The organism is Allobosea sp. Root381, assembly GCF_001429395.1.
Classification (GTDB): Bacteria; Pseudomonadota; Alphaproteobacteria; order Rhizobiales; family Beijerinckiaceae; genus Allobosea.
Window position 1 is genome coordinate 243,036 of the sequence record NZ_LMJT01000023.1, and the last position, 16,444, is coordinate 259,479.

Annotated in this window: 12 protein-coding genes and 1 pseudogene; 8 read left to right on the plus strand and 5 right to left on the minus strand. The window is 68.1% G+C overall.

Annotated elements, in window-relative coordinates; genetic code table 11:
• Positions 1 to 244: 244 nt before the first annotated feature.
• The 7 genes from exbB to ASE63_RS18340 all read left to right on the plus strand — a co-directional run bounded on the left by exbB (position 245) and on the right by ASE63_RS18340 (position 8,074).
• The gene (exbB, locus tag ASE63_RS18310; protein WP_082610078.1) at positions 245 to 1,399 is read left to right on the plus strand and encodes a tonB-system energizer ExbB; all 1,155 of its coding nucleotides are present in this window, start codon (positions 245 to 247) and stop codon (positions 1,397 to 1,399) included.
• A gap of 3 nt (positions 1,400 to 1,402) precedes the next feature.
• Positions 1,403 to 1,870, plus strand: coding sequence for a TonB system transport protein ExbD (exbD, locus tag ASE63_RS18315; RefSeq protein ID WP_056804441.1), 468 nt, complete (start codon positions 1,403 to 1,405; stop codon positions 1,868 to 1,870).
• Complete coding sequence (locus ASE63_RS18320; RefSeq protein WP_082610079.1) at positions 1,867 to 2,790, plus strand: energy transducer TonB; 924 nt, start codon at positions 1,867 to 1,869, stop codon at positions 2,788 to 2,790. Before exbD ends, ASE63_RS18320 begins: the two co-directional genes overlap by 4 nt.
• Positions 2,791 to 3,379: 589 nt before the next feature.
• The gene (locus tag ASE63_RS18325; RefSeq protein ID WP_056804444.1) at positions 3,380 to 4,594 is read left to right on the plus strand and encodes an ABC transporter substrate-binding protein; all 1,215 of its coding nucleotides are present in this window, start codon (positions 3,380 to 3,382) and stop codon (positions 4,592 to 4,594) included.
• Between the two features lie 114 nt (positions 4,595 to 4,708).
• Positions 4,709 to 6,595, plus strand: coding sequence for an ABC transporter permease (locus ASE63_RS18330; protein ID WP_056804447.1), 1,887 nt, complete (start codon positions 4,709 to 4,711; stop codon positions 6,593 to 6,595).
• Positions 6,592 to 7,362 carry an ABC transporter ATP-binding protein gene (locus ASE63_RS18335; protein WP_056804450.1) on the plus strand — a complete coding sequence of 257 codons (771 nt, stop codon included), beginning with the start codon at positions 6,592 to 6,594 and terminating at the stop codon, positions 7,360 to 7,362. The genes ASE63_RS18330 and ASE63_RS18335 overlap by 4 nt, the downstream gene beginning before the upstream one ends.
• A 1-nt stretch (position 7,363) precedes the next feature.
• The gene (locus ASE63_RS18340) at positions 7,364 to 8,074 is read left to right on the plus strand and encodes an ABC transporter ATP-binding protein (RefSeq protein WP_056804452.1); all 711 of its coding nucleotides are present in this window, start codon (positions 7,364 to 7,366) and stop codon (positions 8,072 to 8,074) included.
• A gap of 125 nt (positions 8,075 to 8,199) precedes the next feature.
• Here ASE63_RS18340 and ASE63_RS18345 read toward each other — a convergent pair whose 3' ends face one another.
• The 5 genes and pseudogenes from ASE63_RS18345 to ASE63_RS18360 form a co-directional block, all read right to left on the minus strand.
• Complete coding sequence (locus tag ASE63_RS18345) at positions 8,200 to 9,060, minus strand: UPF0280 family protein (RefSeq protein ID WP_056804455.1); 861 nt, start codon at positions 9,058 to 9,060, stop codon at positions 8,200 to 8,202.
• 151 nt (positions 9,061 to 9,211) lie between these two features.
• A complete protein-coding gene (locus ASE63_RS26765; RefSeq protein ID WP_082610091.1) occupies positions 9,212 to 10,720 on the minus strand; it encodes a 6-hydroxynicotinate reductase in 1,509 nt (502 codons plus the stop codon).
• Between the two features lie 279 nt (positions 10,721 to 10,999).
• Positions 11,000 to 13,585, minus strand: a pseudogene (locus tag ASE63_RS18350) (molybdopterin cofactor-binding domain-containing protein); the annotation flags it as partial.
• Positions 13,582 to 14,466: an FAD binding domain-containing protein gene (locus tag ASE63_RS18355; protein ID WP_056804459.1), complete on the minus strand. Its 885-nt coding sequence runs from the start codon at positions 14,464 to 14,466 to the stop codon at positions 13,582 to 13,584. The pseudogene ASE63_RS18350 and the gene ASE63_RS18355, both read right to left, overlap by 4 nt.
• A gap of 107 nt (positions 14,467 to 14,573) precedes the next feature.
• Positions 14,574 to 15,089, minus strand: a complete 516-nt coding sequence (locus ASE63_RS18360; protein WP_244491445.1) for a MarR family transcriptional regulator — start codon at positions 15,087 to 15,089, stop codon at positions 14,574 to 14,576.
• A 160-nt stretch (positions 15,090 to 15,249) separates the two neighbouring features.
• On the opposite strand from ASE63_RS18360, the gene ASE63_RS18365 reads away from it, so the two are divergent.
• Positions 15,250 to 16,440 (plus strand): amidohydrolase family protein, encoded by a 1,191-nt coding sequence (locus ASE63_RS18365; RefSeq protein WP_056804613.1) that lies wholly within the window; start codon positions 15,250 to 15,252, stop codon positions 16,438 to 16,440.
• Positions 16,441 to 16,444: the final 4 nt, after the last annotated feature.

Here is a 16,444-nt window from a genome sequence, read left to right on the forward strand (position 1 = left end):
GCTGCTTCGTCGGGACAAGCTTGGCCGAGTACTCATGCGTTATGAGCGTGACTGGTCGAGCCGCAATCCCACCCGATCCCAAGCGAATTCTGCGCCGCGACGTGATGACGCGGGCGTTCGCGACCGCGTGAAACCAACCCTTCGACAGGCCGAAGGGTTGACACGCCGGAGCGGTTGGAAGAGGGCTAGCGCCACGCAACTGTTTGGTTGTAAAGCGTTTTTTAATTATTCCAAGGAAGAACTAATGACGGCCTTCAGGCTCTCGCGCGTCGTCTCTGTCGCGCTGCGTCAGCGGACGGGGACGGGATGCGAGCCGCGGACCCGCACTGCGCGCCACGCGCTCGGCGGCGTTCTCCTGGCACTGGCGGTCGCTGCAGGCGACTTCGTGCCCGCGCATGGGCAGGAGCCGCAGTCCCAGCCGCAGTCATCTGCGCCCGCGGCCGCTCCTGCGCCTGCTCCGGCGGTGCCCGCGGCACCTGCGGCCGCGGCTCCCACTGCGGAGACGGCTGCTCCCGCGACCGCCCTGCCGTCCGTTCCGCCGCAATTCGGCATTGCGCCGCCGACCGCAGCCCATCCGGCGGCGGTTCCGTCGGGAATTCCGACACCTGTCGCAGTGCAGCCGGCGGCGCTGCCCGCGCTGCCGCACGACCTGTCCCCCTGGGGCATGTTCATGGCCGCCGATATCGTCGTGAAGGCGGTGATGGTGGGGCTGGCCTTCGCCTCGCTGGTGACCTGGACGATCTGGCTCGCCAAGGCGCTCGAACTGGCGGCCGCCAAGGCCTCGGCGCGGCGCGCTGTGCGCCGGCTCGAAGAGGCCGGAAGCCTGCAGGACGCGGCCGGCGCCGTCGCCGGCAAGGGCGGGCGGATGCGCGGCGCAGTGGGGACGCTGCTCGGCGCGGCGTTGGACGAGACCCGCCGTTCGACCGACCTTGGCGAGGACGGCATCAAGGAGCGCGTCGCCATCGCGCTGTCGCGGATCGAGGCGAGGGCCGGCCGCTCGATGGCGCGCGGCACCGGCCTTCTCGCAACGATCGGCTCGACGGCGCCGTTCGTCGGCCTTTTCGGCACCGTCTGGGGGATCATGAATTCGTTCATCGGCATCAGCCAGGCCAAGACGACCAATCTCGCGGTCGTGGCGCCAGGCATCGCCGAGGCGCTGCTCGCCACCGCGATCGGCCTCGTGGCGGCGATTCCGGCTGTGATCATCTACAACGTCTTCGCCCGCTCCATCACGGGCTATCGCGCGACGTTGTCGGATGCCTCGGGCGAGATCCTGCAGCATCTCTCGCGCGATCTGGAGCGCCGGCACCGCGGGCCGGTCCCGGCTCCGGCGCTCTCCCGCGCGCCGCTGCAGGCGGTCCAGCCTGCGCCCGCCATGCCGCGCATGCCGGCGGAGTGAGCCATGGCCATTTCGCTCAAGGAATCCCAGGACGGCGACCTCGGCGAGGTCAGCGACATCAATGTCACGCCCTTCATCGACGTCATCCTGGTGCTGCTGATCATCTTCATGGTCGCGGCGCCGCTCTCGACGGTGGACGTCGCGGTCGATCTTCCGGTCTCGAATGCGCAGCCGCAGCCGCGGCCGGAGGCGCCGATCTTCGTCACCGTCAAGGGCGATCTCACGCTGTCGCTCGGCAATGACGGCGTGCCGCGCGAAATGCTCGGCGCCATGCTCGACCGCCAGACCAACAGCGACCGTGAACAACGGGTCTTCCTGCGGGCCGACGGCGCCGTGGCCTATCGCGAACTGATGGAGGTGATGAACCTGCTCAGGCAGGCCGGCTACCTCAAGATCGGGCTGGTCGGACTCGAGGATACGGGGCAGGGCGCCGCGCAGGCTGCGCCGGCCGGCGGAGCGCCTCAGCCATGAGCGCGCTCACGAAGCTGGCCGGCCGTTCCGACAGTATCGGCTCCAGGTTCTGGCCGGCCGCCGCGCGCTGGGCGCTCGCCGGCCTCATCGTCGCCGGAGCGCATGGCGCAGCCGGTTGGATGATCGCGACCTGGCAGCGCGCCGAAGCTGCGATGGGAGCCCCTCCGGCGGCGGTGATGATCGAGCTAGCCCCGGTAGCGGTCGCGCCGGAAGCGCCACCCCAGGAGGTCGCGCCGGGCCCTGAAATGGTCGAGGCCCAGCCCGAGCCGCAGCCGGAACCCGTGATCGAGAAGCCGCCGGAGCCCGAGCCCGAGCCGCCGCCGCCCGAGCCCGTCGTCGAGCCGCCGCCGATCGAGCCTCCGCCGATCGAGGAGCCGCAGCCCGTCGTGCAGCCAGAGCCCGAGATCAAGATCCCGGAGCTGCCGCCGCTTCCCGATGCCGCAGCGATCCTTTCGCCGCCTCCGCCTCCGCCACGTCCGAAGGTGGTCGAGCGCAAGCCGCCACCGAAGAAGAGGGTCGTCGAGCGGCGCAAGCCGATCAATCCGGAAAAGCCGCAGGCCGAACGCACGACGGCGCCCACGGCGCAGGCCCAGGCGGCTCCGAACGCGGCGGCTCCGACGCATGGCGCATCGTCGGCGCCGTCGGTCTCGCCTGCGAGCTGGCGCGGCACGCTGCTCGCTCATCTCAATCGCTACAAGCGCTTCCCGAGCGGCGCCAACCCCGGCACCGTCCAGGTCGCGTTCAGCATCGACCGTTCCGGGCGCGTGCTGTCTGCCCGGCTTCTCAGCGGCTCGGGCAGCCCGGCGCTGGATGAGGAAGCCGTCGCGATGATCCGGCGCGCGAGCCCTGTTCCGGCCCCGCCAGCGGGGCTGGGTGGCGGTACGATCGCGCTCGCCGTGCCGGTCAGGTTTTCACGCTGAGGCATCGCTTGCGCGGAGCGGCTCGGCTCTGCGCAGCCGTCTCGGCAGAATGCGAGCGGCCATGCCACCTATCGCCCCGGGCCGGGCGCAAGATCATGAAATCGCCCGCTCCCGGCGTGCCCTCGGATCCTGATCTGCGGCGGCAGTGGCTGGCCGGAAGGGCACATCATTTCGAGGGGCGCGAGATGCGCTCCCCCCTCCCGAAAGGCAAAAAAAAGGGCCGCACGAGGCGGCCCAAGTCTAGGGAGGAAACGCCCAAGGAGGGCGACGCAGCATCGCTGCTGCGGTGCACTCTACATAGGGGCGGGGGGGCCGCTTCACAAGGGTAAAAGGGCAGCATCATTGTCCTAATTTTCAAGCAGGCTGCCCAAAGGCTTCGCGCCACCCATTCCCGGGCAATCTCAACGGCAGGAACCGGTGCCGCCGCCGCCGGGCTCCCGCTGCCGATTAAGCGTTGACAGCCAGTTTGGCCCTATTCAAATTCGTAGGCATACAAATGAGTTTGCGGGCTGACGCCATGCTGTCGGCATGCGACATCTGTCAAAGAGCGCTGGGGCACCCGCCACCGGGCCAGACATGGGGAACCGCGATGACGATCGACCGTCGGAGTTTTCTGGCCGCCGCTTCGGCTGGCGCCACCGTATTGGCCGCCCCCTCGGTGCTGCGCGCGCAAGGCGCGGCCATCAGGATCGGCGAGATCAACAGCTACACCGCCCAGCCCGCCTTCCTGAAGCCCTATCGCCAGGCCTGGGAGCTGGCGATCGAGCAGGCCAACGCCGCCGGCGGCGTGCTCGGCCGCAAGCTTGAAACCGTGTTCCGAGACGATGGCGGCAAGCCGGAGGATGCCGTGCGCCATGCCGGCGACCTCGTCAACGCGGAGAAGGTCGACATCGTCGCAGGCGGATTCCTCTCCAATGTCGGGCTCGCCATCGCCGACTTCGCCGCCCAGAACAAGCGGCTCTATCTTGCCTCCGAGCCGCTTTCGGACGCGCTCGTCTGGGCCAAGGGCAACCCCTACACCTTCCGCCTGCGCTGCTCGACCTACATGCAGGCGGCGATGCTGGTCGAGGAGGCGGCAAAGCTGCCCGCGAAGAAATGGGCGATCGTCGCCCCGAACTACGAATACGGCCAGTCGGCGGTGAAGTGGTTCAAGGAGCTGCTCAAGCGGGCCAAGCCCGATGTCGAGTTCGTCGCCGAACAGTTCCCGGCGCTCGGCCGCATCGATGCCGGCGCGACGGTGCAGGCGCTCGAGGCCTCCAAGCCCGACGCGATCTTCAACGTTACCTTCGCCGGCGACCTCACCAACTTCGTCCGCCAGGGCAATACGCGCGGCCTGTTCGAGGGGCGGACCGTCGTTTCCATGCTGACCGGAGAACCGGAATATCTCGATCCGCTCGGGGCGGAGACGCCGGTTGGCTGGATCGTCACCGGCTATCCGCATGCCGAGATCACGACGCCGGAGCACGTCAAGTTCGTCGAGGCCTACAAGGCCAAGTACAACGATTATCCGCGCCTGGGCTCCGTCGTCGGCTACGACACCGTGCAGTCGATCAGGGCTGCGATCGCCAAGGCCGGCGCAGTCGAGAACGACAAGCTGATCGCGGCCTTCAAGGGGCTTAGCTTCCCCGGGCTCTTCGGGCCGATCACCTATCGCGCTTCCGACCACCAGTCGACGATGGGCGCCTATGTCGGCAAGACGGCGGTCAAGGGTGGCAAGGGCGTCATGATCGACTGGCGCTATGCCGATGGCGCCAACTACCTGCCGAGCGACGCCGAGGCGAAGGCGATGCGTCCGGCGGGATAAGGTCTTCCTCCGCTGTTCAAGATGCTTGCGCCCGATCGTGGGTTCCGGGTTCGGCCTGTCGGTCGCCCGGAATGACGAGATGGTGCGCCCAGAGGTTGCGAGACCCATAGCCGCATGATCGATCTCATCCTCACGCAGACGCTGAACGGGCTGGCCTCGGCTTCCTCGCTGTTCCTGGTCGCGTCGGGACTCTCGATCATCTTCGGCGTCACGCGCATCGTGAACTTCGCCCATGGCTCGCTCTACATGCTCGGCGCCTATCTGGCCTGGACGCTGGTGACGCATTTCGGGCCCGCGGATGCGCTGGGCTTCTGGGGCGGCGTGCTGCTGGCCGCGGCACTCACCGGTCTGGTCGGCGTCGTCATCGAGGTGCTGATCCTGCGCCGGATCTACCAGGCGCCGGAGCTGTTCCAGCTGCTCGCGACCTTCGGCGTGGTGCTGATGATCCAGGACATCGCGCTTGGCGTCTGGGGCGCGGAGGACAAGCTCGGGCCGCGTGCGCCGGGCTTCAAGAGTTTCGTCGTCATCTTCGGCAACCGCTTCCCGACCTATGAGCTGTTCCTGATCGCCATCGGGCCGATCGTCCTGCTGATCCTCTGGCTTTTGTTTCAGAAGACGCGCTGGGGCACGCTTGTCAGGGCTGCGACGCAGGATCGCGAGATGGTCGGCGCGCTCGGCGTCAACCAGCGTCTGCTCTTCACCTCCGTCTTCGCCTTCGGCTCGATGCTGGCGGGGCTCGGTGGTGCGCTCCAGCTGCCGCGCGAAGCGGTGACGCTGCACATGGACCTCGCCATGATCTCGGAGGCCTTCGTGGTCGTGGTCGTTGGCGGGCTCGGCAGCGTCACCGGCGCCTATCTCGCCGCGATCCTGATCGGCATCCTGCATGCCTTCGGCATCCTGATCTTCCCCAAGATCACGCTGGTGCTGGTCTTCCTGGTCATGGCCGTGGTGCTCGTGGTCAAGCCCTACGGCTTGATGGGGAAGGCCCCGGTCGGCCATGCACGCAGCCATGGCCCGGCCGCGCCGCTGATGCTGCCGGCCGATGGAGCGACCAAGATCGCCGGCCTCATCGCCCTGCTGATCCTGGCGCTCGCGCCCCTGGTGACGCCCGACCACATCCTGCTGACGCTGACCGAGCTCGTCATCTTCGCGCTCTTCGCGGCGTCGCTGCATTTCATGATGGGGCCGGGCGGCATGGTCTCCTTCGGCCACGCAGCCTATTTCGGCCTCGGCGCCTATGGCGCGGCGCTGGCCGTGAAATGGCTGGGAGCGCCGATGGAGCCGGCGCTGTTGATGGCGCCGTTCCTGGCGGGCATCGCCGGCGTCGTATTCGGCTGGTTCTGCGTCCGGCTCTCGGGTGTCTATCTGGCAATGCTGACGCTGGCCTTCGCGCAGATAGCCTGGGCGACGGCCTTCCAGTCGGTCGATCTCACCGGCGGCGACAACGGCATCCTGGGCGTCTGGCCCTCCGCCTGGGCCGCGTCGAAGGCCGCCTATTACTATCTCTCGCTGACGATCTGCGCCGGTGCGGTCCTGCTGCTGCGTCTCACCATCTTCTCTCCCTTCGGCTATGGCCTGCGGGCCGGCCGTGACAATGCCCTGCGGGCAGAGGCGATCGGGCTCGACGTCGTCCGCCTGCAATGGGTTGCTTTCGTCGTCGCGGCCTTCTGTGCGGGCATGGCGGGGGCGCTCTTCGCCTTCTTCAAGGGCTCCGTCTTCCCGACCTATATGGCGATCCCGCGCTCGGTCGATGCGCTTCTGATGGTGCTGCTCGGCGGCGTCCAGACCGTTGCCGGCCCGATCGTCGGTGCCTTCGCCTATGCCGGTCTCCACGAGCAGTTGATGAAGGCGACGATGTACTGGCGCTTCGTGCTCGGGCTTTCGATCGTGGTGCTCGTCGTGTTGTTCCCGCGCGGGCTGGTGGGAACAGCGCTGATGCTGCGCGAGCGCCGGCGCCGCAGGGAAAAACCCGCCGCCGCGCTGGCCGAGGCCAGCCGATGAGCGCGGCCGAGCCGATCCTCGTCGTACGGGACCTCGCCAAATCCTTCGGCGGCCTGCGCGCGGTCGACGGTGTCAGCTTCTCGGTCCTGCCCGGCCAGATGCTCGCGCTGATCGGCCCGAACGGCGCCGGCAAGACCACCTGCTTCAACATGCTGAACGGCCAGCTCAGGCCCGATGGCGGCACGGTGCTGCTCGCGGGGCAGCCGATCACCGGGCTTAAGCCCCGCACAGTATGGCGCATGGGCGTCGGCCGTACCTTCCAGATCACCGCGACCTTCACCTCGATGACTGTGCGCGAGAACGTGCAGATGGCGCTGATCTCCCATGCCGGCGAGATCTGGCGGCCCTTCGGCAGGGCGCGCGACTGCCATCGCGAGGCGGCCGACGCGCTGCTCGCCCAGGTCGGCATGGCTGAGCAGGCGGAGCGCGCCTGTGGCGTGCTCGCCTATGGCGACCTGAAACGGGTCGAGCTCGCGGTCGCGCTCGCCAACGACCCCAAGCTGCTGCTGATGGACGAGCCCACGGCGGGCATGGCGCCGCGCGAACGCATCGAGTTGATGGCCCTGACAGCCGGTATCGCCACTGCCCGGGGCATCGCGGTACTCTTCACCGAGCATGACATGGACGTCGTCTTTACCCATTCCGACAGCGTCATCGTGCTCGATCGCGGCCGCCTGATCGCGCATGGAACGGCCGAAGAGGTGCGCCGCGACCCGAATGTCCGTGCCGTCTATCTGGGTTCCGGCACGACCTCGGGAGGGCATTGAGATGGGGCCGATGCTCGAGGTCGCGGCGCTCGACGCCTATTATGGTCGCGCCCATATCCTTCAGGGTGTCAGCTTCGCGATGAACCGTGGCGAGGTGCTGGCGCTGATGGGCCGCAACGGCGCGGGCAAGTCGACGACCATGAAGGCCATCATGGGCCTCGTGCCGCCGGCCGGCGGAACCGTCAGCTTCGAGGGGCAGCGCCTCGATGGCCGCGAGCCCTTCGAGATCGCGCGGCTGGGCGTCGGTTACGTGCCGGAGGACCGGCGCGTCTTCTCCGAACTCAGCGTCATGGAGAATCTCTCCGTGGCCCAGCGCCCGGCACGGGCCGATGCGCCGCACTGGACGCCGGAACGGCTGTTCGCGCTCTTTCCCAATCTCGGCCGCATGCGCGACCGGGCCGGCGGGGCGATGTCGGGGGGCGAGCAGCAGATGCTGACCATCGCCCGCACCTTGATGGGAAATCCGAAGCTCGTCCTCCTCGACGAACCCTCGGAGGGGCTTGCGCCAGTCATCGTCGAGGAGATGGCGAAGACGATCCTGGCACTGAAGAGCGAGGGGCTGACCGTACTGATCTCGGAGCAGAACCTGCATTTCGCCGGCAATGTCGCTGACCGCGCCGCCATCATCGAAAAGGGTGTCATCCGTTTCACCGGGACGATGGACGAGCTCAAGGCGAACGAGGCGATCCGGACTCAGTATCTTTCGGTGTGACCCGCGCATCGTCATGGCGAACGTAGCGAAGCAATCTCGGAACACTTTGCATTCAGGCTGACGCGCGAGAACCGCAGATGTTTCCGCATCGCTGCAAATGGAACTAGCCGTTCTGGACTGCTTCGCTACGTTCGCAATGCCGGGGTGCTGCCGACGCCGCCGACGCTGCGCCATTCGCCGGCCAGCGCCACCAGGGCGCCCTCGATCAGGCCGTCGCGCAGCAGCCCCTCGGCCGTGCGCACCCCCGCGGCCAATGCTGCTGCGATCGCCTCCGGGGGCAGGGACCCGACATCCACCGTGACCAGCAGGTCCCGGAGATCGCTGTCGGGATCGAGCTCGCGCGCCGGCCGGCGCCGTATCGACGCATCCTGCACATTCGTCGCATTGGCAATGACGGTCGCCGCGGCATCCGCTTCGGCAGCGCTGCGCGCCAGCACCGTGACGGCATCGGCTATGCCCCGCGAGAAGGACCGGCCGCGCCAGCCGCTGGTCGCGATCCCGCGCACATGCTGCGACACGTCGAGGCGGATGAAGCCTTCCGGGCGTGCACGCGCAAGCGACGGCACGACGCCGATATCGAGCGGATGCCGTGCCGTGAGATGGACCGCGATGTCCCCGCCATTGTTGACATAGGCCCGTTCCAGCCGGGGCGCGCGTGCCAGCATCGCGGTCATGACGGTGTCGGCTACGGCGCCTGCGACCGCTGCCATCGGGGTGATGTACTGGGCGCGAAAAGCCCAGCAGGCGCGCGCCATGCGCTGCGCCGTCGCGCCTTTCAGGGCAGGCGGCTGGGCTGCCAGTGGCTGGCGCAGCGTGCGCAATTCTCCGGCGAGTTCCGCCAGCAATCCCTCGAACGCGTCCTCCGCAGCGGCATAGGCTCGCTCGATCTCGGATGGGCCGCCGAAGGCCGCGATCACGAGATCGCTCGGCCCTTCCTGCAGATGCAGCCGGTTGCCGGGAAGACGGGCGATGCGGTGCGTTTTCATCGCTCTCTCGTGAAACCCGTCGTCAAGCTACGAAGCGGCGCCGATCCGGACTCCATCGTAGAGCCAAATCCGTTGGAAAGGATCGGCCCTCCGGTGGATTTCGGATTTCCGCTTCGCCGTGCCCGGAACGACGGCGAGAGATGTGTCGCCCCTACCCGGCTTCCCGCCAAAACGGCCAAGGGTTTTCGGCCTCTGCTCTCTCGATCCGCGCCTGCCCGCCATGGTCGCGCACCACGTCCTCGACCGGGACGATCTCCGCCGCATGGCCGCCGGCTGCGAGATAGAGCGCGCGCGGCAGGGTGAACTCGATCGGCGCGACGATCGCCGGCGTCGGCACGTAGCCGAAGGCATTCTTCGGCATGCGCAGCACATCGACCATCACGGTGATGCCACCGCCCGGCCAGAGATGGACCGGCGCGCCGCCCATCGTGACCCGTGTCGTGCCCGATTGTACGGAACGCGTCAGCTGTACCGGATTCTCGGTCACGCCCGCGCGCAGCGAGCCGCCGGCACCGGCCATGAACAGCACGGTGCAGAGCGACGGCTCGCAGTTCTCGCCGATGCGCTCGACCACCTTCCGCACGGCGCCGGGCATTTCGGCTTCGACCGGGACGAGGTTCTCGTCGAGCACGCAGTAGAGCGAATCCTCGCCGGTCGTGGAGGTCATCAAAAGCCGCATGCCGGGCCAGGCCAGCGCAGGGTCGATCTTCTGGATGATCGAGAGCGGCTCGGTGATGTCGGTGCCGCCCCAGCCGAGGCCGGGCTCGGCGACCTGGAAATAGCGGCCCGGCGTCGATTTGCGCCCGCGCACGCGGATACCGGCGGGGCGCATGTCGAGCACGCGGCCGGCCTGATGTTCGGTCAGCACGCCGGTGATGTGGTCGTCGACGACGATGACCTCGTCGACATGGCCTTGCCACTGCTTGGCGAAGATGCCGATCGTGGCCGAGCCGCAGCCGACCCTCATACGCTTCTCCGGGTTGCCGTCCACGACGGGCGCGCGGCCCGCCTGCACGACGACGCCATGGCCGCCGTCGATCGTCAGCTCGATCGGCTCGCCATTACAGAGCTTCAGCATGGTCTCGCAGGTCGTGTTGCCTTCCTTCTTCGAGCCGCCGGTGAGGTGGCGCACGCCGCCGATGGAAAGCATCTGCGAACCGTATTCAGCCGTCGTGACATGGCCGACCTGCTCGCCGTTCGCCCTGACGGCAGCGGTCTCGGGGCCGAGATGGCGATCGGTGTCGATCTTCACCTTGACGCCGCAATAGGAGAAGATTCCCTCGGTGACCACGGTGACCGTATCGACGCCCTCATGCTGCGACGAAACGATGAAGGGCGCCGGCTTGTAGTCGGGATAGGTCGTGCCCGCGCCAATGCCGGTGACGAAGATGCGGTTCGCCGGCAGCGCGCTGCCGTCCCAATCCTCGGCGTTCCCGGCGAAGGGCACGACAGGCTCGCCTTCGGCCACTGCCTCCGCGAGCAATACGACCGGATCGGTCCTGATCAGCAGGCCGTCTTCGTTGGCATAGCGCGAGCAGGCGCCGGCGCGGCCGGGCCGGATGCGGCAGAGCACGGGACAGGCGTCGCAGCGCAGGATGCCGTCCTCGCCCTCGGCGACGCCGAACTGGCGCGAGCGTTTGGCGAGGGCGGCGTTTTCCATTCTGCCAGGTGAACCCTCATCCTTCGAGACGGCCGCCGAAGCGACCTCCTCAGGATGAGGGCCGAGGAGAGATTCAGCGTCCTTCGCGCGCAACAACTCCCACAACCGGTGCGGCAGCACCGGGACCTGGCGCGGCGTTACGCCGGCCGCGTGCCGGATCGCGCCGAGGATCGCCGGTGCCGTCGGCACCAGGGCCGGCTCGCCGATGCCCTTGGCACCGGAGGGGCCGAGCGGTTCGGGGTCCTCGACCAGGATGATGTCGATCGGCGGCACGTCTCCCGCGGTCGGGATCAGGTAATCGTGCAGGTTCTCGGTGCGGCCGGGGAGATATTCCTCCATCAGCGCGAGCCCGATACCCTGGGCGATGCCACCATGGATCTGCCCCTCGACGAGCATGGGGTTGATCGCCTTGCCGACATCATGGGCTGCGACGATGCGGTTGAGCCTGATCGTGCCGAGATCGAGATCGACATCGAGGGAGGCGATCTGCGCGGCGAAGCCATAGGTCGCGTAGGGCACGCCCTGGCCCTTCTCGTCGAGAGGCACTGTCGGCGGGTCGAAATTCCCGATCCCCTCCAAAACGATACCATTTTTATTTGCCGGCAAATCACTAAGCTCGATTGTCGTGCCGACTCCGTTTTCCTCGATTCGGACGACCGTGCCTTGCAGCGTCAGTTTCGCCGAGGGGCCCGCATTGGTCAGCCGCAGGATCTTCGATCGCAAAGCGCCGGCTGCGTTCTCGGCCGCCTTGCCGGAGACGAAGGTCTGGCGGGAGGCCGAGGTCTTGCCCGCGTCGGCGGTTCGCGCCGTGTCTCCGACCACCAGCTCGAACTGTTCGACCGGCAGGCCCAGAGCATCGGCGGCGATCTGCGTCAGCACCGTGGTTGAGCCCTGTCCGATGTCGACGGCGCCGTTCCAGAAGGTGAGCTTGCCGTCGCGGGAGAGCGTCACGCGCATGGTCGAGGGGTTCGACATGCCGGTGTTGCCGATGCCGTACCACATGCAGCCGATGCCGACGCCCCGCCGTATCCGGCGCCCACCGCCGTTGAACGCGGCGGCGTCGGCCAGCAGATCCTGCCAATGCGGCCTCAGCGCCTCGAGGCATTCTGCCAGGCCAGTGCTTGCCTGGAGGACCTGGCCGCAAGGCGTTGCGTCGCCGGCGCGGATCGCGTTGAGCAGGCGAAATTCCAGCCGGTCAAGGCCGCAGGCCGCAGCCAGGTCGTCGAACAGACTCTCCTGCGCGATCGCCGCCTGCGGCACGCCGAAGCCGCGAAAGGCACCGGAGGGCGGGCCGTTGGTGTAGATCGCCCGCGACAGGTTGCGCACATGCGGCACCTTGTACGGGCCCGTCGCATGGACCGGCACGCGGCCCGCCACCGTCGGCCCCCAGGAGGAATAGGCGCCAGTGTCGAAATCGCCGTCCATCGCATAGGCGACGAGCTTGCCTGCTGCGTCGCAGGCGGCCTTCGCCTGGATCGAGGAAGGGTGGCGCTTGGTCGAGGAAACCATCGACTCGATGCGCCCGAAGACGCAGCGCACCGGCCGGTCGAGCAGCCAGGCCGCGACCGCGAGCATCGGCTGCAGCGAGACGTCGAGCTTGCCGCCGAAGCCGCCGCCGCAGGCCGAGGGCAGGATGCGGACGGCGTCGAGCGGAAGCCCGATGACACGCGCGACCTCGTCGCGGTCCATATAAGGCGCCTGGGTGCAGGCGAAGACCTCGATGGTCTGGCCTATACGCCGTGCATAGCCGGCTTCGGGTTCGATGTAGGCGTGCTCGACGAAGCCGGTTTCGAAGACGCCTGACGCGACATGCGCGGCCTCCGCGAAGCCCGTCTCGACATCGCCGCGCTCGACGCGGCCGCGGGTCAGCACATTGTCAAGTACGAAGTCGTGCAGCGCGAAGGCGGTCTCGGCGAGAGCCGCCTTGCTTCCGATCATCGGGGGCAGCGGTTCCCACGCGATCGGGACCTCATCGGCGCGCACGGCCTCGACGGCCTCCTTCTCGCCGACGATCGCGAGCGCGCATTCGCCGCGATAGCGTGTTTCGCCGGTCGAGAACACCGGCTGGTCCTTGAGATGCGGGTAGATGCCGAAGGAATTCTCGCCGGGCACGTCTTTCGCCGTGAAGATGCGCACAAGTCCCGGACGGGCCGCGACGAAGGCGTCGAGGTCGCCCAGCGTGAAGCGGGCGCGCGGATGCGGCGAGCGCAGCGCGCGCAGCCACAGAGCGTCGCCGGGCGCGGCATCGGCACCGTAGATCTCCGTCCCCGAGATTTTCGGCTCGCCGTCGAGGCGGGCGATGCGCGCGCCGATCGCCGGCTGTCCCGCCTCCGGCGGCTGGCGGAACGCCACTTCGCCATCCAAGAAGCGATGTGCGTTACGAACCGCCTCGACGATCTTAAGGTAGCCGGTGCAGCGGCAGAGCACGCCACCCAGCGCATCCAGTGTCTCGCGCTCGCCCGGCTGCGGATTGCGCTTCAGCAGGTCGTAGCCCGCCATCAGCATGCCGGGCGTACAGATACCGCATTGCGCGGCTCCGTGAAAATGGAAGGAGCGTTGCAGGGCGGTACCCAGCGCGTCGTGGCCAAGACCTTCCACAGTAACCACGTCGCTGCCGGCAATCTGTCCGACTGGGACGAGACAGGCACAGGCCTGCGCCTGGTCGATCAGGACGGTGCAGGCGCCGCAATCGCCGGCATCGCAGCCGACCTTGGTCCCGGTCGCGCCGAGATCGCTGCGGAGCGCTTCGCTGAGGCGCGTGTCGGGAGCGACGTCGAGTTGGACCTCGCGGCCGTTTAGGCGGAAGCCGACGGCCTTCTGCCGCACTGGGCTGGCGGGCAGGGCGGCGCGATCATGGAGGTTCACGCCGCCACCTCCAGAGTGGATGAAAGCAACCCGGCCAGCGCCCGGCGCACCAGGATGAGCGCGGCCTCGCGCCGATAGGCGGCGCTGGCGCGGACGTCGTCGATCGGCGCGAGCGGGGCGAGATCGGCCGGTGACACGCTCTCGGCCAATGCGGGGCCGGCGAGTTCTCCTGTCAGCCTTGCCTCCAGCGCGGCCAGCCGCTGCGGCGCGGCCGAGCACGCACCGACCGCGATCCTGAGCGCCGTGATCCGCCGTTCCGCATCGGTTGCGACCAGGGCAGCGACGGATGCGATCGAGATCACGAGGTAATTGCGCGCACCGAGCTTGAGGAAGGCCGAGCGCGCCTGCGCGGGCTGAGCGGGGATATGGATCGCGACCAGGATTTCATCGGCTGCAAGGACGGTACGGCGATTGCCGAGAACGAGCTCCGCGAGGGGGAAGCGCCTGCGGCCGCGCAGGCTCGCCAGCTCGACCTGCGCATCCAGTGCCAGCAGCGGCGGCACACCGTCGGCAGCCGGCGACGCGTTGCAGAGATTGCCCCCAACCGTGGCGCGATTCTGGATCTGCATTCCGCCGATCTGCCGGCTCGCCTGCTTCAGCGCATCGAAGGCCGACGGCAGCGCGGCGCTTGCGATCGCGCTCCAGGTCACGCCGGCTCCGATGCGCGTGCCGCCTGGGTCATGGCTGATGCCGGCGAGCTCTGGCACAGCGCCGAGATCGAGCACGTCTCGATCGATGGGCTGGAGCCAGGCGGCACGAGCGGTGCGGACGGGATAGATGTCGGTTGCTCCGGCCAGCAGCGTCAACGGAGGAGAGACCGGCTCCGCCGCGAGCAGCCCCACAGCCTCGTCCAGTGAATGCGGTCGAAGATAGCGCGTCATGGCCAGGCTCCCCTCCGGGTAGGACGGCTCAAACCTCGCTGATTATTGTTAGTATACAAACAAGTAGGCGCAAGCGGATTTTGCGAGCGGCCCCAAACGGCGCTACCTTAGTCGAGGCGCCCGAGCAGCCCGAGCAGGCGCTCCGCCTCCTCGCGCGAGAGCGGCGACAATGTCGCCGCCGTTATCGCCCGTGCCTTCTCGATCAGTGCCGGCATCGCCTCCAGTCCCTTGGACGTGAGGCGTACGCGCACGCGGCGCTGGTCGTCCGGGTCCGGGCGCCGCTCGACCATGCCGCGCTCGGCCAGCCGCGCGATCACGCCCTTGATCGTGGCCGGGTCCATCGCCGTCATCCGGCCGAGCTGGTTCTGTGAAATCTCCTCGCCGCCGCCGAGCTTGGCCATCGCCGCGAACTGCGTCGGTGTCGGCCCATCATCGCCCATGATACGCTGGAAGATCGCGATGTGACGCTGCTGCGCCCGCCGCATCAGGAAGCCGACCTGCTCGTCGAGGACATAGCCAGCTGCAGCGGGATTCGGCCCGCCCGCGGCCTTGCGCTGGCGCGGCATGGCTTCGGTCGGGGCTCCGCTCACGGCCTCTGCGGTGCTGGTGGAACTGCTCGTCATCGTCTCTGCAAACGCCTTACGGTAAGTCTTCGCGCAGGCGGCGGAGGGGCGCTCCCTGCCTCTTGCCAGCCGCCGCGGCGCTGTCCATGATTGTTATTACACATTCAATCGCCGCTTGTCCTGCCGCTCGGGGCAGGCCCGCTCGAAGACGGAGAAGCAGATGGCTCACGACGTCGCGGCGGGACCCGCCAAGGGCAAGTTGGTGGTCCGCAATATCGGGCTCCTACTCTCGGGCGATCTGGCGAGGCCGATCCTCGACGCCGACGCGATCGTTGCGGTCGATGGCCGGATCAAGGCCATCGGCCGGGCCGCCGATCTCGATCTGGACAGCGCCGACGTTACGATCGATGCCAAGGGCTCCCCGGTCTCGCCCGGCCTGATCGATTCCCACTGCCATCCCGTCTTTGGAGACTGGACGCCGCGCCAGAACCAGCTTGGCTGGATCGAGATGGGCGTTAACGGCGGCGTGACCACCCTGGTCTCGGCCGGCGAGGTGCATCTGCCCGGCCGGCCCAAGGATGCGATCGGCGTCAAGGCGCTGGCCGTCACCGCCCAGCGCTGCTTCCAGAACTTCCGACCGGCGGGAGCCAAGGTCATTGCCGGTGCGCCCGTGGCCGAGCTTGATTTCGGCCGCGAGGTCTTCGAGGAGCTGAAGGCGCTTGGCATCCGCCATATCGGCGAGATCGGGCTCGGCACCGTCGCCAAGGGGCAAGATGCCAAGCGCGTCACCACCTGGTGCCGCGAGATCGGCCTCGAGACGATCATGCATACCGGAGGCCCGTCTATCGCCGGGTCGCATTTCGTCAACAAGGACGATGTGCTGGAAGCCCAGCCCGATGTGGTGAGCCACATCAATGGCGGCCCGACCTCGATCGCTCATGCCGATATCCGCGTGCTCTGCGAGCAGGCGAGGGGGGCGCTGGAAGTCGTCCACAACGGCAATGAGAAATCGGCTCTGGTCGCGCTGGAAGCGGCGCTCGCCGCCGGGCGCCTCGCGGATGTCCTGATCGGTACCGATGCCCCCGCGGGCTCGGGCGTGCAGCCCAACGGGGTGCTGCGGATGATCACGCTGCTGGCGAGCCTCGGCGGGCTTCCGGCCGAGCAAGCCTTCTGCCTCGCGACCGGTAATGTCGCCCGGAAGCGCTCACTCGATGCCGGGTTGATCGCGGAGGGCTATCCGGCCGATTTCGTCTTCCTGGACAAGCCGCAGCATTCGTCCGCCAAGGATCTCCTTGAAGCTGTGTCGCTCGGCGACATTCCGGGCATCGGCATGGTGGTAATCGACGGGCTGGTCCGGACGGGGCGCTCCCGCTCGACGCCGCCGGCCAACACCGCCCCGACGGTGGGCTGACGGA